This is a genomic window from uncultured Cyclobacterium sp. (assembly GCF_963977555.1).
Classification (GTDB): Bacteria; Bacteroidota; Bacteroidia; order Cytophagales; family Cyclobacteriaceae; genus Cyclobacterium.
This window is the reverse complement of the sequence record NZ_CAXBPD010000010.1, coordinates 206,083-225,904: the sequence shown is the minus strand read 5'-3', so window position 1 is coordinate 225,904 and position 19,822 is coordinate 206,083. Positions and strand designations below refer to the sequence as shown.

The 19,822-nt window shown below is 41.3% G+C and carries 10 protein-coding genes; all 10 read left to right on the top strand.

Translation table 11 applies throughout. The features are described 5' to 3' along the window. Positions 1-170 precede the first annotated feature (170 nt). The 10 genes from AAC073_RS14430 (at position 171) to AAC073_RS14385 (ending at position 19,765) form a co-directional block, all read left to right on the top strand. The gene (locus tag AAC073_RS14430) at positions 171-3,221 is read left to right on the top strand and encodes a TonB-dependent receptor (RefSeq protein WP_339924487.1); all 3,051 of its coding nucleotides are present in this window, start codon (positions 171-173) and stop codon (positions 3,219-3,221) included. A gap of 12 nt (positions 3,222-3,233) precedes the next feature. Continuing rightward, a complete protein-coding gene (locus tag AAC073_RS14425; protein ID WP_339924486.1) occupies positions 3,234-4,922 on the top strand; it encodes a RagB/SusD family nutrient uptake outer membrane protein in 1,689 nt (562 codons plus the stop codon). A gap of 115 nt (positions 4,923-5,037) precedes the next feature. After that, positions 5,038-6,438: a sulfatase-like hydrolase/transferase gene (locus AAC073_RS14420; protein ID WP_339924485.1), complete on the top strand. Its 1,401-nt coding sequence runs from the start codon at positions 5,038-5,040 to the stop codon at positions 6,436-6,438. A gap of 27 nt (positions 6,439-6,465) precedes the next feature. Then, positions 6,466-8,955 (top strand): hypothetical protein, encoded by a 2,490-nt coding sequence (locus tag AAC073_RS14415; RefSeq protein ID WP_339924484.1) that lies wholly within the window; start codon positions 6,466-6,468, stop codon positions 8,953-8,955. Between the two features lie 19 nt (positions 8,956-8,974). Continuing rightward, on the top strand, positions 8,975-10,081 hold the full coding sequence (locus AAC073_RS14410; RefSeq protein WP_339924483.1) for a hypothetical protein: 1,107 nt from the start codon (positions 8,975-8,977) through the stop codon (positions 10,079-10,081). A gap of 7 nt (positions 10,082-10,088) precedes the next feature. Further along, the gene (locus tag AAC073_RS14405; protein ID WP_339924482.1) at positions 10,089-11,918 is read left to right on the top strand and encodes an FAD-dependent oxidoreductase; all 1,830 of its coding nucleotides are present in this window, start codon (positions 10,089-10,091) and stop codon (positions 11,916-11,918) included. 14 nt (positions 11,919-11,932) lie between these two features. After that, complete coding sequence (locus AAC073_RS14400) at positions 11,933-13,369, top strand: sulfatase (protein ID WP_339924481.1); 1,437 nt, start codon at positions 11,933-11,935, stop codon at positions 13,367-13,369. Positions 13,370-13,463: 94 nt separating this feature from the next. Further along, positions 13,464-15,140 (top strand): sodium:solute symporter family protein, encoded by a 1,677-nt coding sequence (locus tag AAC073_RS14395; protein WP_339924480.1) that lies wholly within the window; start codon positions 13,464-13,466, stop codon positions 15,138-15,140. 24 nt (positions 15,141-15,164) lie between these two features. Continuing rightward, complete coding sequence (locus tag AAC073_RS14390; protein ID WP_339924479.1) at positions 15,165-17,444, top strand: FAD-dependent oxidoreductase; 2,280 nt, start codon at positions 15,165-15,167, stop codon at positions 17,442-17,444. A gap of 5 nt (positions 17,445-17,449) precedes the next feature. Then, positions 17,450-19,765, top strand: a complete 2,316-nt coding sequence (locus AAC073_RS14385; protein ID WP_339924478.1) for a discoidin domain-containing protein — start codon at positions 17,450-17,452, stop codon at positions 19,763-19,765. The last annotated feature ends 57 nt before the right edge of the window (positions 19,766-19,822 follow it).

Below are 19,822 nucleotides of genomic sequence, written 5' to 3'. Positions count from 1 at the left end.
TTATTGTCTTATTTCTAAATGATAACGTTATCGAAAACGTTTGCAATATAAAAATTGTAAATTTGGTAAAAAAATGATGATAATGATTGCGAATTATACGTAGCTTGGAATTTAATTTCGATCCATAGTGGTTTATCTACTTTGGCATGCTAACCTAAAAATAACCCAAAATGACAAAAAAACTACTTTTATTCCTATGCCTGGCCTTGATGCTGGAATTAGGTGATTCTTATGGACAATCTGTGCAGGTACAAGGTACCGTAACGGACGACACCGATTTACCCATTCCAGGGGTAAGTATCCTAGCCAAGGGTACCAATCAGGGAACAGTAACTGATATTGATGGCAATTACCAACTTAGTGTACCTAGTGCCCAATCCGTTTTAGTCTTTTCTTTTCTGGGGTTTAAAAACCAGGAAATAACAGTTGGAAACCAGGATAAAATTGATGTTAAACTACTATCAGAAATGTCTGACCTCGGAGAGGTAGTGGTAGTGGGCTATGGTACCCAGAAAAAATCTGACCTTACAGGGGCAGTTGCAACCATCGGAGGTAGAGATTTGGCCAATAGAAGGACTGCAAATGTTTCTCAGGCCTTGCAAGGACAGGTTTCAGGTGTAATGGTCACTCGTAACAACTCTGCTCCAGGATCATCTGCCAATATTAGGATCCGAGGCATTACTACTATAGGGGACAGCAATCCCCTAATAATTATGGATGGGGTGCCTGTAAATAGCATAGATCATATCAATCCCAATGACATCGAAAGTATATCAGTTTTGAAAGATGCAGCCTCAGCATCCATTTATGGGTCGAGAGCTGCTGCAGGAGTTATTTTGGTAACTACCAAAAGGGCTAAAAAGGGAGAGTTAAGCCTAAATTACAATTTTGAGTATGGCACAGAAGTACCTACCAGAATACCGGAATACGTGAACGTAACCCGGTATATGGATATGGTAAATGAATTGCGATGGAATGACAATGGAAATGATGGCAACGAATATCCCTTGTACCCCCAAGAAATGGTAGACAACTACATGGATTTAAATGCCTCCAATCCTGATTTGTACCCTAATACTGATTGGGTGGGATTAATCTTGAAAAAAAGTGCACCTAGACAGCGCCACTCCTTAGATATTTCTGGAGGTACTGATGCTATAAGGACTAAAGCTTCTTTTGTATATGATAAATTCGACGCTTTGTATGAAGGAAGAACCTTCGAAAGGTTTACAGCCAGGGTCAATACAGATGGGAACATTACAGATAAACTAGGTTTTACTGCAGATATTTTCCTTAGAAGAGAAATCCTGAATCAACCAAGTATGGATCCCATTTATATGATGAACATATCAGCTCCCGTATATGCTGCTGAATGGCAAGATGGTAGAGTAGCTGAAGGCAAAACAGGAGCCAATATTTATGGTCAATTAAAATATGGTGGAACACGTCAAAATTGGGAAAACCAAGTTGGTGGCCGTTTGGGATTGAATTATGAGATTACCAAGGGACTTAAAATTTCGGCCATAGCCTCTCCAAATTTTGGTTTTGACAAGGGGAAAAACTTCCAGAAAAAAGTGAGCTATACAGCATGGGATGATCCTACTGTGACACTCGGTAACCTGCAATGGGCCAATTCCACTTATTTAGAAGAAAGCAGAAATGACAGTCACCAACTGACAACTCAATTGCTACTCAATTACGATAAAGTTTTCGGAAAGCATACCTTAAACTTATTGGCCGGAAATGAAAGTTTTCAATCATTTAATGAAAACCTTTCTGCCTCCAGAGATCAGTTTTTATTGGACAATTACCCTTACTTGAACTTAGGACCACTTGAGTTTAGAGGGAATGGAGGAAGTGCCTATGAAAATGCCTATAACTCTTGGTTTGGACGTTTTTCTTATAATTATGACAGCAAGTATTTTCTTCAGGGAAATTTAAGGTACGATGCCTCTTCTCGTTTTGGTAGTGATTACCGTTGGGGATCTTTCCCTTCCTTTTCAGCTGGCTGGGTATTGTCTGAAGAAGACTTTTTGAAGTCCAATGAAGCCATTTCCTTCCTTAAAATTAGAGGTTCTTATGGTACTCTTGGCAACGAAAGAATTGGAAACTATCCTTACCAGTCTACCATTGGATTCAGTAACGTATTGTTCCATCAGGGGTCCAATGTAGTGTCTTCCCAATCCTCTGCACAATGGCAATATGCGATCCCAAATATTACTTGGGAAAAAACCTCTTCTTATAATATTGGTGTGGATGCCAATTTCCTCAATTATCGATTGAGAGTTTCTGGTGAATATTTTAATAAAACAACCAGAGACATGTTGTTGCCTTTGGAAATTCCAGATTATATAGGTTTTGACAACCCTGACCAAAATACAGGTAAAATGAATACCAAAGGCTGGGAATTGGACCTTGGCTGGGCGGATGATATCAATGAACTGGGCTACAGCGTTAGTTTCAATATTTCTGATTTCAGGTCTGTAATGGGCGATCTGGGAGGAATTCAGTTTCTAGGAAGTCAGGTAAGGAAAGAAGGTTCCGAGTTTGACGAATGGTACGGTTATGTATCTCAAGGTTTATTCCAAACGCAAGAGGAAGTAGACAATTCTCCAGTGATGAATGCCAATGTGAAACCCGGTGACGTTAAATACCTCGACATCAGTGGGCCTAATGGAGAGCCTGATGGTAAAATTTCCCCTGAATATGATCGAACTCTTTTGGGAGGTAGTATGCCAAGGTTTATGTATGGAGGGAACATCCAGTTGGATTTCAGAAACTTTGATTTTGGACTGGTAATTCAAGGAATAGGTAAACAAAATAGCCGGTTGTCAGGGCTAATGGTAGAGCCAATTGTTGAAAACTGGGGGTCGATCCCACAAATAATTGACGGAAACTACTGGAGCACTTACAATAGTCCTGCAGAAAATGAGAGTGTAAGTTACCCAAGATTATCTAGAAACAGCCAATCAAATAACTATGCCATGTCAGATTATTGGATGATTAACGGGTCTTATTTCAGGTTGAAAAATATCTCGCTGGGATATACCCTTCCTACAAGCATGGCCGAGAGACTGGGCATGCAAAATATCAGGGTTTATGGCAATGCCACAGACCTACTGACCATTGATAATTATCCACAAGGCTGGGATCCTGAGGTTTCTGTAACGGGTTATCCGATTACTTCCTCTTTCCTTATGGGTGTTTCTGTTCAATTTTAAACCAACTTTACCATGAAATTAAAAACAATATTAAATACCGCACTTTTGGTAGGAATGGTTGGCTGCGCTGATCTGGATTTAAATCCACTGTCAGAAGGTTCCAGTGAAGCCTGGTATTCTAATGCCACAGAAGTTGAAATGTCAGTTAATGATATCTTTAGATCTGTTTTTTGGCAGGGTTATGAAGATGCTTGGACAGATGACTTTACCAATAGAGAGGCGCTGACGCCTGTTACCAATGCTACAATCAATGGAGAATGGGGAACGTTAAATACGCTATGGGCCAATACCTATAAAGTAATCGCGAGATCAAATACACTGTTACTCAATATGGATAAAATTCAGGGGTCCGTTCCCCAAGCCACTATTGATACCTATAAAGGGAATGCACATTTCGTACGGGCAGCCAAGTATGGAGAATTGGTCTTTTATTTTGGTGATGTTATCTATTCTACTGACATTTTAAGTTTGGAGGAAGCATTTACAATGGGACGAACCGATAAGAACACCATAAAAGAAGCGGTTTATCAAGATTTCGATATTGCAGCAAGTTTACTTCCTGAAGCCTATGGTTCATCTGAAAACAAACTGGCAACCAAAGGCGCGGCTTATGCCATGAAAGCGAGGTTTGCTATGCAAATGGGTGATTTTGCCATAGCCAGAGATGCAGCTAAAGCCTGCATGGACTTGGGAGTTCATGAATTGTATCCCAATTATGAAGAACTGTTTCTAACAAGCACAAGAAATCCGAGTGAAGTGATTTTTGCCATGCCAAGGTCCAGGTCTCTGAATGTGACCTGGTCAGTAAGGAACTACCTTCCCAGAAATGTTGGTGGCTGGGGTGCGGCTTTTGCGCCATCATGGGATTTGTTACATGCCTATTTATGTACAGATGGGTTGCCTATAGATGAATCCCCCTTGTATGATCCAAGAAATCCATTTGAAAACCGAGATCCGAGGTGCGGGGCAACTATCGTTCCATTTCAATCTAGACACCTTAATTTTACCTACCAACCCCACCCTGATTCCACTCAGGTTATGAATTTTAATACAGGGAATTACCAAACCAATAATGATACACGTTCGGTAGCTGCATTTGCTTCTTTCAATGGATTGATGCGCAAAAAAGGCGTTGATGACCAATGGTTGCAAAATTATGCTGCGGAAAATGATGAAATATTGATGCGTTATGCCGATGTATTGCTAATGTATGCCGAGGCAAAAATAGAATTGGGAGAAATCGATGCCAGTGTGCATGAGGCCATGAATAGGGTTAGGGCAAGGGCTTACGGAGTGGACTTAGGGCAAGTGATGGAATATCCTGCTATAACCACCACCGATCAAGCAGCACTAAGAACCATATTGAGGACCGAAAGAAGAATGGAGTTTGGTTTTGAAGGCATCAGGTACAGTGATATAATCCGTTGGGAAATTGCAGAAAAAGTGCTTAACAGAGATGTTTATGGCATGTTGGATGTAGCGGAGTTAAAAGAAAAAGTAGTCGACCAAAACCTATGGTTTTTTTCTGTAACACCCGAGATAGATGAAGATGGGATAGCCGATCTTTTGCCTATGTACGAAGCAGGTCTTGTAAAAAGACTAGCTATAAGACAATTTGAGGCACCTAAACAATACCTCTGGCCAATCCCTTCAAAAGAGATTTTGATCAATAGCAATTTGGAACAGAACCCGGGCTATTAAATTACCAATTGGTTTATCAAATAAATTCCGGTCAGGAGAATTATACTTTTCTGACCGGATCCTTTATGTTTAAAAAATGCTTTTGATCAGGTGTCAACTGTTAAAATATAAAATAATGAAGCGTTTTAAATTTTCATGGTTTATAGCATGCATGGCATTGATTGGTCAATCTTTGGGTGTTTTAGCCCAGTCAAACACAAAGGAAAAGAAACCAAATATTATCTTTATTTATGCGGATGACTTGCGCTTTGATGGAATAGGCATAAATGGAAATCAGCATATAATCACCCCCATGTTGGACCGCATTGCTGAAAAAAGTGTGCGATTCAATCAGGCCAATGTGGTTTTTTCCCTATGTAGCCCTAGCAGGGCTGCACTCCTAACAGGTCGATATGGCAGTGCCAATGGCGTATTGGAATTGGGTAGTGACCTCAATGACGGGGAAATAACTATAGCCCAATATTTAAAAAAAGCAGGATACCATACTGGTATGTCTGGAAAATGGCACATCGGAAAGGAACCGAAAGCTGTAGGCTTTGACTTTTCTGTGTTTTTTAGAAGCAATGGCACCTATTATGGAAGAACAATTAATGATGAGGGTACAGTAGCGAAAGTGGAAAAACACTGTGACCTCTATTGTGCCGAAAGGTCGATGGACTTTATTAAAGAAGCGGCAAAAAATGAGGCTCCCTTTTTCCTCTTCCACAATACCCAATTGCCACATATGAATGGCGAATTGATATGGGATGCGCGACAAGAAACTAAAAAGAAGTATGAAACTTCTAAAATGCCGGTGGCAGCAAACCGGATGGACGACTTATCAGGTAAGCCAGAATACCTAAAATCGGTAAGGAATTTAAGCCAAGCAAAAGTCTATGGCTATCCGGATAGTTTGGCCATCCAAAAACATACCCTGGATTATTATTCAGTAATCACCGAAATGGATGAATACCTTGGCTTACTCTTTCAAACGATTGAGGACTTGGGTTTGAAACAAAATACCTATGTGTTTTTTATGAGTGACAATGGCTGGATGCTTGGAGAACATGGTTTTACAAGTAAAGTATTGCCATATCAACCTTCTACTAAGGTTCCTCTTTTTGTAATTGGGCCTGACTTAGTACCTGTTGATTTGGATCAGATGGTTGTTAATATAGACATAGCGCCAACCATATTAGAGTTGGCAGGAGTAGGGTTGCCAGATAATTTCCATGGAAATAGCCTTTTGCCACTTTTAAAAGGGGAGTCTCTAGATTGGAGAGATGCTTTTGTATATGAAGGTCTCGGTACTTATGGAGGGGCTTTACCTAATTTAACAGTAATCAACAAAGATTTTCGTTATATTGAAACTTATGAAAATAGAAGCTTGGAAAAAGTTATTTTTCGAGAGTTTTATGACCAAAATAAAGACCCATTGGAAGTAAATAATTTAATGGATTCTGCGGAAATAGACGAAAAAGTTAATGCCGCTCAAGAGCTTATCAATGCACATAAAACCAATATATTAAACCAATAATTATCTCTCAGAATCAAAGGAATAGAAATGAAAAACAATAGATTTCTGTATTTGTTATCGCTAATACTATTGGCTGCTTCAGCATGTCAGCCTGAGGAGGTTGAGCAGACCTCATCCCATAGATCAATTAGTGGGATTTACCCACATTTGGCTTACTATAACAATGAAGGAGAATGTGGAACAGGTGCTGTGGTGCCCTGGGCGGATAAATTGTGGGTGATCACCTATGGTCCCCATTTGCCCTTTGGCTCATCTGATAAACTTTATGAGATAGATCAAGACCTTAATTTGCAAATCAGGCCTGAAAGTATTGGTGGTACGCCTGCTAACCGAATGATCCATAAGGAAAGTGAACAATTGTTCATTGGCCCTTATGCCATCAGTAAAGATGGTGAGGTTAGGACGATCCCCTATACAGATATGCCCGGAAGGCATACAGGGAATGCCAGACACCTGACCGATCCAGCCAATAAAATTTACTATGCCAGTATGGAAGAAGGCTTTTATGAAGTGGATGTGCATGACCTTTCAGTCAAACAGTTTTATGAAGATGGGAATGTAACCAACAAAAAAAAGAATGACACGGATGCCAATCCGGCCGGCAGTCTTTTAAAGGGTGCCCATGGCAAGGGGTATTATTCCGGTCAAGGCGTTACAGTTTATTCAAACAATGGCGAGTCAGGAGGTTTGGCACAAAAGCAATTTGACATAGAAGCAGGCTCCCTTTCTGAATGGGATGGGAAGGATTGGAAGCTTGTTCGTAGAAATCAGTTTGTAGAAGTAACTGGTCCAGGAGGGATCTATGGCAATGCTAATCCGGAAACTGATCCCATATGGGCTACAGGATGGGACCATAAATCTGTAATTCTAGCCTCAAGGGATGCCGAAAAAGGCTGGTCATTTTATCGCCTGCCGAAAGCAAGTCACAGTTATGACGGGGCACATGGATGGAATACAGAATGGCCAAGAATCAGGAATGTAGGGACAGAAGGAGCGCCTGATTATTTGATGACCATGCATGGCATGTTTTGGAAATTTCCTAGCGAGTTCAACGAAGGCAATACTGCCGGAATTCGCCCTAGATCTGCTTATTTGAAGGTTATAGGAGACTTTACCCGATGGAATGATGGACTGGTATTTGGAACGGATGATTCTGCCAATAAGGAATTTTTGAATAAAAGAAGTGCCAAAGGTAATATTCAAGGCCCCGGACAATCCAATTCCAATTTATGGTTTGGGAACATGGATTTGCCTGACGCCTTAGGTCCCAATACCGCAAATGGGGCCGTGTGGTTGAATGAAGAAATAGCAGCCAATGCTCCTTCTGAGCCCATGTTGTTTGCAGGCTGGGAAAACAGGAACCTTTGGATAAAAAATGAAGGCAAAACCAATGTGAATTTCACCATAGAGATTGATGTCAAAGGTGATGGAAATTGGGAAAAACTTGATGAAGTAGCCTTGCAGGCAGGAGAAAGCACAAGGAAATACTTTGATCAAAACACCAATGGGGAGTGGATCCGATTGATTGCTAGCAAAAACACAAGGGCTACGGCCCATATTGCTTTTGCTAATTCGGATGATAGAAATGCCTATCAAACCGGAATTTTTGAAGGGGTCAATACCATAGCGCAAAATGATTTCACCGGAGGATTCTTGTATGGGTTGGGTGACGACCGAAGGAAGTTAGGCTTGGTGGCCAAGTCCTACAAAGATGGGCAGCCAACAGACATTGGGTATTATGAAATGGATGACAAATTCCAATTGGTAAAAAAAGAAGATCCGACAACCCAACAATTTATCAATGATAATTTCGAAATTCCTACCAACGTTTTTGAAGTAGATGAAGCTTCCGTTTTAATCATTGATGACAAGGGTAGAAGATGGCGTTTGCCAAAGGGAGATGAGAGGTATAGTAAACCGTCGTTAGCTGGCAACCTTAGAATAGACCGGGAAGTGGCTACAGAAAGAGACCTGTTCAATTGCCATGGCACTTTTTATGAGTTGCCTGCTGAAAATGCGGATGGATATGCTAAAATAAGACCGGTGGCATCGCACCAATTGAAAGTCAACGATTACGCCTCATATAGGGGAATGTTATTGTTAACAGGTGTTGATCCAGCAGCGGCAACTTCCAATGAGCACATCGTAGTTTCTGACGATGGCAAAGTAGCTGTGTGGACGGGAGCGATAGACGATCTTTGGCAATTGGGCAAACCTGTTGGGAAAGGTGGTCCATGGGCTAACTCAGTAATCAAAGCTGGAACACCTTCAGATCCATACCTTTTTGCATTCTATGACGATCGTTCTCTTGAACTTAGTCACGATTCGGACGAAGAGGTTACGTTTACCCTTCAAATGGAGCCGATAGGACATGGCCCATGGATGGATTGGAAAGAAGTAACGGTACCTGCAGGTAAAAAGCATGTGGAACAATTTCCTGATGGCATAGAGGCAAGATGGGTTCGATTGGTAGCCAACCAAAACTGCAAAGCAACTGCTCAGTTCACCTACAAGTAAGCTTAGAAACACAAAGCACATGATTGAACAATGTTCAAAACACTTTACCAGTGGTTTATTTTTAGTAGTTCTTACTTTGATCCTTGCTGGATTCCAAGGCAATGTTAAGTCGGGTAATAGAGTTTTGATCGAAAGTCTAGAGACGGATTCTTTGCGCTATGACATGTTTCTATTGGAAGATGACAGTGGACAACCAAAGGGCTATATGGCAGAAATTTTTACTCCAGTTTGTCATACCAACGAATGTTACCCTGTTTATGTAAATTTTTATTGGGATTTGCTGGGCAATTATCAAAGGTATGGTGTTCCGGATGGAGAGCTGCTAACCAAATTAGACCATGTTCCTTTTGATGCTGCAGATCATGAAAAGTTACAGGAAATTCTTAGCAATGAGAGGTCTTTACTTAAAGATTATAAAATCGAAGAACTGGTAGGAGGCACCCAGACAGCAGCTGCCAATGGGGTGGATGCAGTGACGGGTGCGACTCTTAAAACAATAAAGAATGAAGTGATTTATGGTGCGGTCTACTCATGTTATACCTTGTGGCACCTGGCACATGGTGATATGGCAACTATTGCAAAGGCTTATACCGCTGAAAATTATTCCGATGAACAATTGTTTAACTTTCTGGAAGGTGGTCATTACCCTTACCAGTATTGGGCCATAGAAAAGGTGCTGGCGAAGGGCTTAGAGAAAGATGATAAAATAGCCAAGGCAATGTTACAAATATTGCGAAGTGATAATATTTTCTTAGCAAGGCATTTAATAGCGGTTCTCCCCATTGAGGTTTATTCTTCCAGGGAAAGACAACTTCAACTATGGGAGACGCTGGAAAATAGTCAATACCGCTTGCAAATGGACCTATTTGACAAATTAAATGATTTGTCATTGCACCCTGAAATTCAAAACAAATTGTTAATTGGATTGAATGAAGCAAATCCTGCACAGCAAAGGAAAATCCTAACTGTACTCCAAAATCAGTCAAACCTAAACAGAGCTGAACAAATATTGGCCCTAAATTACCTTGCCGAAGGCAAATGGGCACCTGAAATGGAAGCACTCCTCAAAGGGCAGGAAAAATTAGATAAAAAAGTCAAAAAACAATTGAACACTCAAAATAAATAAACCTGAAATGAAACGAATACTATGGATTTTTGGCCTGTTGCTGGGCTTTACCCAAATAAACCCGTCACAAGCCCAAGACAGGGTTTTGGTGGAAGCAGAGTCATTTGAAAACACTGGAGGCTGGGTGATAGACCAGCAATCCTTTGATGTATTGTACAGTTCCTACCTGATGGCCCACGGTATGGGGAGAGTGGTAGAAGATGCGAGTACTAAAGTGAATTTTCAAAAAGCGGGAACTTACCATATGTGGGTAAGAACAAAAGATTGGGCACCCTATCCTACAGGACCAGGCGCTTTTAAATTGGCCATAAACAGCAAAGAACTTGATCAGGTTTTCGGACAAAGTGGCATTGTGGATTGGGACTGGTATTATGCGGGAGAAGTGGCCATGAAACAAGGAGAAAATGAATTGGTTGCCAAAGACCTTTCAGGGTTCAATGGTAGGTTTGACGCGATTTATTTTTCCACATCTAAAACGGACAAGCCAACCAATGACAATGAAAAACTTCTGACCCTTCGCAAGGAACTTTTAGGCTTAACAGATGGACCTGAAGAAATTGGAAAATTTGATTTGGTAGTTGTAGGGGGAGGTATAGCCGGTACCACGGCCGCCATTTCTGCAGCAAGAATGGGCTTGAAGGTTGCTTTGATCCAAAACAGACCCGTATTGGGAGGGAACAATAGCTCTGAAATCAGGGTGCACCTTATGGGTAGGGTGGATGTAAACCATTACCCAAAGCTAGGTAGAATTGTTAGGGAATTGGACAACGGGGATCCGGGGAACGGAAATCCTGATGACAAAAGGTATGGAGATGACAGAAAGCTAGAAATAGTAAGAGCAGAACCAAATATCTCCCTGCATCTCAATACCCATGTGTATGAAGTGGAAATGGATGGGAATAGCATCAAAGCGGTAATAGGCCGTGACATTGCGACCAACCAGGAGTATCGTTTTGAAAGTACTTATTTTTCTGATTGCACGGGTGACGGCACATTGGGTTATCTTGCAGGAGCCGAATACCGAATGGGACGAGAAAGTAAGGAAGAAACCGGAGAATCCTTGGCAGCCGAAACAGCCGATGATTTTACTTTGGGTACCTCAAATTTATGGGCTTCTTTAGAAAAGGAATATGAATCTAATTTCCCAGAAACCCCTTGGGCATTACAGTTTTCAGACGAGTACCACATAGATGAACACAAGGCGGATTGGCAGTGGGAAACTGGCTTTGGCAACTTTAATACTATCTATGAAGCGGAACAAATCAGGGACCATAATCTGCGTGCAATATATGGCAACTGGTCTTATCTGAAAAAGGAGAAAGCCGATAAGTACAAAAACCATGAATTGGCATGGGTATCTTACATAGGAGGTAAAAGGGAATCGAGAAGACTAATGGGCGACCATATTTTGACGCAAATGGACATACAGGATGGGGTAATGTATCCTGATGGCAGTGTTACAGCCACCTGGACCATTGACCTTCATTTCCCTGATGCCAAGAATTCAAAATACTTCGAAGGGGAGGAGTTTTTTGCTGCGACCAAGCACATTAGGGTGAAGCCTTATACTATTCCTTACCGGGCATTATATTCCAGAAATATTGACAATTTATACATGGCGGGAAGGAATATCAGTACTACACATGTAGCCTTTGGTAGCACTCGGGTGATGCGTACTTGTGGCATGATGGGAGAGGCAGTAGGCTATGCAGCCTATGTGGCCAATAGGAACAATGCCAGCCCTAGAGAGGTTTATACCCGTCATTTGGATGAGTTCATGGGTATTATCGAATCTCCCTTGAACATTTACAACTACCCGACATTGCCCAATAAATAAAGGCAACTTCAAAGATGAATTACTCAAAAATACCAATCCTTTTATTGTTGCCTTTCTTGCTGAGACCATTTGGAGTTTGGGCTCAAGATTCTTCTCCTAATTTCGTCTTTATTATTACAGATGATATTTCAGCGGAAGACCTCAGCATCTATGGAAATCAATCCATAGATACCCCTAACTTAGAAAGACTGGCGATGATGGGGTTGGTATTTGACAATGCCTATTTGACTACAAGTTCTTGCTCACCCAGCAGAATCTCCATGATTACCGGAAGGTACCCCCACAATACCGGCGCACCTGAGATCCATGTCGAGCTGCCTCCAAGTCAAAATACCTTTGTCAAAGAATTAAAAAAGAATGGGTACCATACCGTATTATCCGGTAAAAATCACATGGCTCCTCCCGCACAATTGGGATTTATGGAACATTCAGACAGTAAGCCTGCTGGTAGCGAAAACTGGCTGACCCATTTGAAGAACAGGCCTAAAGACCAACCTTTCTTTTTCTGGTTGGCTTCCCATGATGCCCATAGAGACTGGCAGATCAATGGGAAGGCTCGAATCTATCTTCCCAATCAAGTGGAAGTACAACCCTATTTGTATGACGGGCCACTCACCAGGAAAGACCTTACTGGGTATTACCATGAGATCAGTCGGCTAGATCATTATGTGGGCTTGGTATTGGATGAATTGGAGACTCAAGGTATTATAGACAATACTTACATCATATTTCTTACAGACAATGGAAGGCCATTTCCCAGAAGTAAAACTTACTTGTATAAAAATGGTATACAAACCCCTTTACTCATTGCCGGGCCACAAGTCAAGCAGGGAAGAACCAATGCCCTTGTAAGTGCCATAGATGTATCTGCCACGATCTTGGAGCTTGCAGGCTTAAGTGTCCCTGAAACCATTCAGGGCATAAGTTTTTCTGAAGTTTTTCAAAATCACGGAGCTGTTGTTAGGGAAGTGGCTTTTGCTGAACGTAATTGGCATCGATACAGTATGCATGAGCGGATGGTGCGTATGGGAGAATGGATTTACATTAGAAACAACTGGCCCAACAAGAGGAATCTTTCAGGAGAATCGGATCCCTCCGCCTTTCCTGCGGCAAAAGAATTGTGGAGCAAGCTTGAAGAGGGTCAATTGACACCTGCACAATCATTGATTACCTTATTGCCTCAACCCGCAGAAGAACTGTACCACATTAAAAAAGATCCTCATAATTTGAATAATGTGGTTTATGCCCCTGAAAATAGGGAGTTATTAAACCAAATGAGGATTTTACTTATAAGTTGGACCAATCAGACAGGGGATAATATTCCGGATGATCCCACACCACATAAAGCAACATTGGAAGGAAGGTTATTAGAATGGGAAAGAAGGGAAATGCCCGGAGATGCTACTAACGCTTCCCAAATCAATCAATCAGGGCCAATTAGGATAAAATGACACTTTATAAAGCCTTTCAACAGGCTGATGGTTTTAAAATAATGCGCTTATCTTTAAACTTCTTTAGTTTATTTCTGGCCTTTTTTTAATTGTTATGCATCAACTAGATTACCTAACCATATTTATTTTCACCCTTATCATTCTTGGAGCAGGATTGTCCTTTGGAAGGCAAGGTGGAGACATGAAATCCTTTTTTGCAGCCGGGGGAGCAGTTCCCTGGTCTATCAGCGGTCTATCCCTCTTTATGAGTTTTTTTTCCGCAGGAACCTTTGTGGTTTGGGGGTCTATTGCTTATGAGTGGGGCTGGGTGGCCATCACCATTCAAATGGCCATGTGTGTCAGTGGTTTCCTGATCGGTAAATACCTTGCTCCAAAATGGAAGGAAACACGGTCGATTACAGTGGCTGCTTACCTGACCAATAGGTTTGGTAAAAAAGTCCAACAATACTATACTTTTATTTTCCTCGTGCTATCTCTTGGGTATACAGGGGCATTTCTCTACCCTGTGGCCAAAATCTTAAATGTAGTAACAGGCTTTGATATCTACTATGCCATTTTGCTCTTAGGAGGCATGATCATGATCTATACTGCCGTAGGTGGCTTGTGGGCAGTGATTGTAACAGATGTCTTACAATTTGTCATCCTTACAGCTGCTGTTTTGATAGTATTGCCTCTGTCCTTAGAAAAAGTAGGTGGAATTAATCAATTCATTGCAGAAGCACCCGATACCTTTTTCAATATTTTTAATGGTGAATACACCTTGTGGTTTATTCTGGCATTTGTGGGTTATAATACTATTTTTATAGGAGGGAACTGGGCCTATGTACAACGCTATACCTCAGTAAAAGATACAACTTCAGCGAGTAAGGTAGGCTACCTCTTTGGCATTTTGTACTTGATAAGCCCTTTGATCTGGATGTTACCTCCCATGATTTACCGTGTTCTTGATCCTAGCCTCACCGGTTTGGAAACAGAAGGAGCCTACTTAAGAATGTGCATGACAGTGCTCCCTGTGGGTATGCTTGGACTAATGCTGGGAGGAATGATCTTTGCTACGGCCAGTTCCGTAAATACATCCCTAAACCTGGCAGCTGCTGTTTTAACCAATGATGTATACCATCCGCTAAACCCAAAGGCCAGTCACAAGACCCTGATGAAAGTAGCCAGGCTTGCCACTTTGCTTTTTGGATTGGGGACGATTGGTGTTGCTTTTATGGTTCCTTTGGCCGGTGGAATAGTTGAGGTAGTTTTAAGTATTGGCGCTGTTACAGGAGGTGCTTTGTATGCCCCTGCCATTTGGGGTTTGTTTTCTAAGCGTCAGACAGGGACCTCTATTTTGATGGTCACCGGGATTTCCTTGGTAATAAACCTGTTTTTTAAATTTATCTCTCCCTCTCTGTTTTCATTTTCTTTAGGCAGAAGTAGTGAAATGATTGTAGGCGTGTTTTTACCCATCGTTTTACTGGCAGCCTATGAGCTATATGCCAGGAAAAGAAATTTAGAAAGTAAGCAATATTCAACCTACTTGGCCAAAAACAAGCACAATAAGGATGATTTGACTGAAAGTTTAAATGATAGTCAAGGTCAGAATACTTTTGGATATAAAGTAATGGGCTGGGCATTTACCGGCATAGGCTTGCTATTCTTTGGTTTAGGGGTTTGGGGTGGAGGAGGAAGCATTTACCTCTTTATCATGGGAACTTTAATTTTATCCCTCGGAATTTATGCCATTCAATACGCGCAAAAAAAGGAAAAGGCGCAAACTTTATAATTATATCAGAACCAATTTTATTTAATGATCTTAGAAAATTTTACTGAAAAAAAACGATCCCTAAAAACTGAAACCATAGCTTCAGATTTAGTGATAGTTGGTGGAGGTCTTGCGGGGACATGCTGTGCCATTACAGCAGCCAGACAAGGTATCAATGTGGTATTGGTACAAGACCGACCCGTATTAGGCGGAAACGGCTCTTCTGAGGTTCGGTTATGGATCTTGGGAGCAACCTCCCATATGGGCAATAATAACCGCTGGGCGAGAGAAGGAGGGGTAATAGATGAGCTTTTGCTGGAAAACCTCTACAGAAACCCTGAAGGCAACCCATTGATTTTGGATACTATCCTGATTGAGAAAGTAACAGAGCTTCCCAATATAAGACTACTTTTAAATACTTCCATGTATGATTTGGAAAAGAAAAGTCCGGATGAGATTGATCATGTATGGGCTTTTTGCAGTCAAAACTCAATGCAGTACAAGCTTAAAGCCCCTTTGTTTGTAGACGGATCCGGAGATGGTATCATGAGTTTTATGGCTGGAGCTGCTTTCCGTATGGGTGCAGAATCCGCTGATGAATTTGACGAGGCCTTTGCGCCGGATCATCAATATGGCGAATTGTTGGGACACAGTTTGTACTTCTACAGCAAAGACACAGGAAAGCCGGTTCGCTTTGTTGCTCCAAAATATGCCAATACGAAAATCGACGAATTACCTCGGTTCAAATCCTTCAATTTGAAGGACCATGGTTGTCGACTTTGGTGGGTAGAATATGGCGGAAGAAAAGATACCATTCATGAATCTGAAACGATAAAATGGGAATTGTGGCGGGTGATCTATGGCATCTGGAACCAGCTGAAAAACTCCGGAGAATTCCCAGAAGTGGAAAACCACACCCTGGAATGGGTAGGCACAATTCCGGGTAAAAGGGAGAGTAGAAGATTTGAAGGAGATTATATTTTGTCCCAAAAAGATTTGGTTGAACAACGGGAATTTGAGGATGCCATTTCTTTTGGAGGATGGGCGCTTGACCTACATCCCGCAGATGGTGTTTACGGGGAAAAACCGGGCTGTACACAATGGCATACCAAAGGGGTTTATCAGATTCCATACCGGACCATGTACAGCAAAAACATCAAAAATCTTTTGCTTACTGGAAGGATAATAAGTGCCAGTCATGTGGCCTTTGGATCCACTAGAGTGATGGCCACTTGTGCCCACAATGCACAGGCTGTAGCCATGGCCGCTGTGCTTTGCAAAGAGCAAGGAATTTCTCCTTCAGAAATCCTAAAAGAGGGTAGGATGGAAGCCTTAAAAGATCGCTTGGTTTTACAAGGACAATACATTCCCAATCATGTTTTAAAGTTGGAAAAAGACCTGACCCAGACCGCCAAAATTTCTGCTTCCTCTACCATGCAATTGAATGGACTTCCCTTTGATGGGCCTTGGAAATCATTGACCTTTGCAGCGGCTCAGATGTTGCCGCTCTCTTCCGGGAATTTACCGGCAATGAAATTTCAGTTTAAGGCCTCAGAAAACACTACAATTGTAGTGTCTTTGTTGAAAAGTGAGAAGAAGGGAAATTTTAGCCCAGAGATAACTCTTGCTGAAAAAGAATTCGAATTAACTTTAGGTGAGCAATCATTAACAATTGATTTAGAGTTTAATATAAAGGAAACAGAATATTATTTTGTAGCCTTTTCTGCCAACGAAAAGGTCTCAATAAGAAATTCTCAAATCCGAGCTACAGGGCTATTAACTGTCTTTCAAAAATTCAACAAAGCCGTGGCTACCACCAGTAGGCAAGAACCTCCAAAAGGTATTGGTATAGAGGCATTTGACTTTTGGCTGCCGGAAAGAAGACCTGAAGGTTATAACTTGGCATTTGAATGCTCACAAGCCATTGACCTTTATTCAACAAAGTTTTTAGGTAATGGAATTTTCCGTCCCACAATAAGGACAAATGCTTGGGCAGCGTGCCTGGATGATACTAATCCTAAGATTGAGATGGTTTGGGATAAAGTTCAGAATATTCGTGAATTAAAGCTGTATTTTGATACTGATTTTGACCATGCGCTGGAATCAACCCTGATGGGCCATCCGGAATCTGAAATTCCTTTTTGTGTAAGTGATATTCAATTGACTGACGGAAGTGGAAAAGTCTTGGCTGAAATCCAGAATAACCATCAAACAGTAGTAACATTTAAATTTAAAACCCCGGTACAAGCGGACAAGTTGTTGCTTACATTTAAGCAGCAAAATGCACATGTTCCGGTGGCCTTATTCGGAATAGTATGTTTGTAAATTGTATGAATAAAATTGGTATGTTGTATCCAAAATATTGGGTATTTGCAGTGCTCTTTTTCTTTGGGATTTCATCAGTTCTAGCCCAAAAAAACTTGTCCTTTTCGGCCACTGCAAGCAGTAGTTCTTCGCAAGAAAATCATGCTGAAAAATTGTCCATAGATGGAGACCTGCAGACTCATTGGAGCAGTTCGGCTGAGGATGAAAATGCATGGTTAGTTTTGCGTTTTCCGGGAGCCACGGAAGTTATAAAAGTAGAAATAAATTTTGCTCAAAGCGCTGTTCCCAATGAGACTATTTACCTGCAATATTTACTAAATGGAGAATGGAAGACTTTCCATAAAGTGGAAAATAATAAGGCAGAAAAAATAGAAATTGAACTGAAAAAACCTCAATTAATTGACCGAGTTCGGCTGGCTGCTAAAGATGAAAAAGTGATGGAGATAAGTGAAATATTTTTGCTCGGTCAACAATATTCGGATGAAAGTGGCTTGGAAAACAAACCTATTCTTGTCAATCAAAGTGGCTATAATCTTTACCGAAGCAAACGATTCACGGCCCCGGGAATTTCTGACAATACTCCATTTTCTATTGTAAATGTCAAAACTGCTCAGGTCCAATTCTCAGGAAAAGTTTCTGCCGAAAAAGGAGATTTTTCAGATTTTAATCCGCTAACTGAAGAGGAGTTTTTGGTTCAAATTAAGGATCTCCAATCTTTCCCATTTAGGATTGCGCCCAATTGGATCGAGCGGGTCACTTACCGAAACATGGTGGATTTTATGTTAGGGGCACGACATTATGTAGGCACAGTGGATGATATCCGGCGCATCAGTTTCGCTTGGAGGGATGGAGATTTCTTCAACTGGGCCATGCAAAGTTTGGTCGCCATGTACTTGAGCAATCCAGAAGCTTATGAACGCATGGAAAAGAAAGGTCGATATGTTTCTAATGAAGCATTTCCTGAAAACTACAAAGGACTTTGGGGACAATTGGAGCCATATGCCGAAGATACACCAGACATTGTGCAATTAATGCATTGGGATGCTGATGTAAAAATAAGCCAGCAACTGGATCATGAAATGCAAAAGGCCGAGTTGGCTCATTTTTTATATGCCTGGCCTTATTTAAAGCAATGGCTACCTCAGCAAAACTTTGATCTGGTTTACCAGTATGTAAAGGACAATTGGGAGAAAGAAACGGTTTCTGAGCATTCTCTTTCCCAGTACAATTTAAGCAAGGAGCACGATCTTCTTTCCTTGAAAACCCAATTGGGAACGACCAAAGGGGAGATGCCTCCAGGTTTTTCTGTGATTCCAAATTTGATGCTGTATGAAGTGGCCAAACTGGAAGATGAACCAGATGCAGAAAAGTATTTTGAGGCAGCTTACCAACAAATGAATTGGATGGTGCAAAATCTCGATTGGGCCGACCCCATGACCACCAAAGGACAAAGGATGTCTGAGCACATGACCATGCGGGCTTTTGCTTACTTTCAGGAACAGTTTCCAGACAGAGCTCCCAAAGGAATCCCTGAAAAGGTCAAGGAATGGGCAAAAATGATGCTGGAGCGATCTGACAACCTTTGGGATTTTAGAAAATACAGTGCCGATGAATGGACCCCTCCGGGCTGGAATGAAACTGGAAATATTTTGGGATTTCCAGCGGCAGTTTTTGCAGCAAATGGCATTTTGGAGGATAAGGCCTTAATCAAGGATTTGGAAATGCTAGCTTGGTCTCATTTTGAAAATGCCTTTGGAAGGAATCCCACAGGCAGGCAATTTTCCTACAAAGGGCCTGAAGAAATAGAAGGAGTAGATCTGGGTTGGTACAGTCGGCATAGGGGAGGAATTGGTTTATTGGATGACGTTCGATTTGTTTTTGATGGCTCTCCAAAATCTTTCCACTATCCCAATTTTCCTGAGGCAGGTGACTTGGGATGGACGGAAGGCTGGGTACAATTCAATACCGCTTTTAATTTGAGTATGGCCTATATGGCCAATTATTATACGGATATAGCATTGGAGAAAACGGGTAATGGCAAATACATGGTTGTTCTCACTGCTCCACTAAATTTTGATTACGAGAAAGTAGAAAAGGCTTCTCTCAAAATTTCCAATGACGCTGGTGATAGCATTATTGTAGAACTACAGGAAGATCAACGGTTGGGGCCAAATTTAATCGGTACCATTGTATTAACTGGAGATGGCATTCTTTTCGAAAACAAAAAGCTACCTTTTGGTAAGGATGATACCCTTAGCCTGAGTTATGGTCATGGTTTTTTTCAGCGAAAGCTTGTTTTATCAAGTTCTGATTTTAAATAAATGCGATAAAAAAAAGGATTGGGGCATCTTTCATCTTTTTACCTATCCTTTTATATT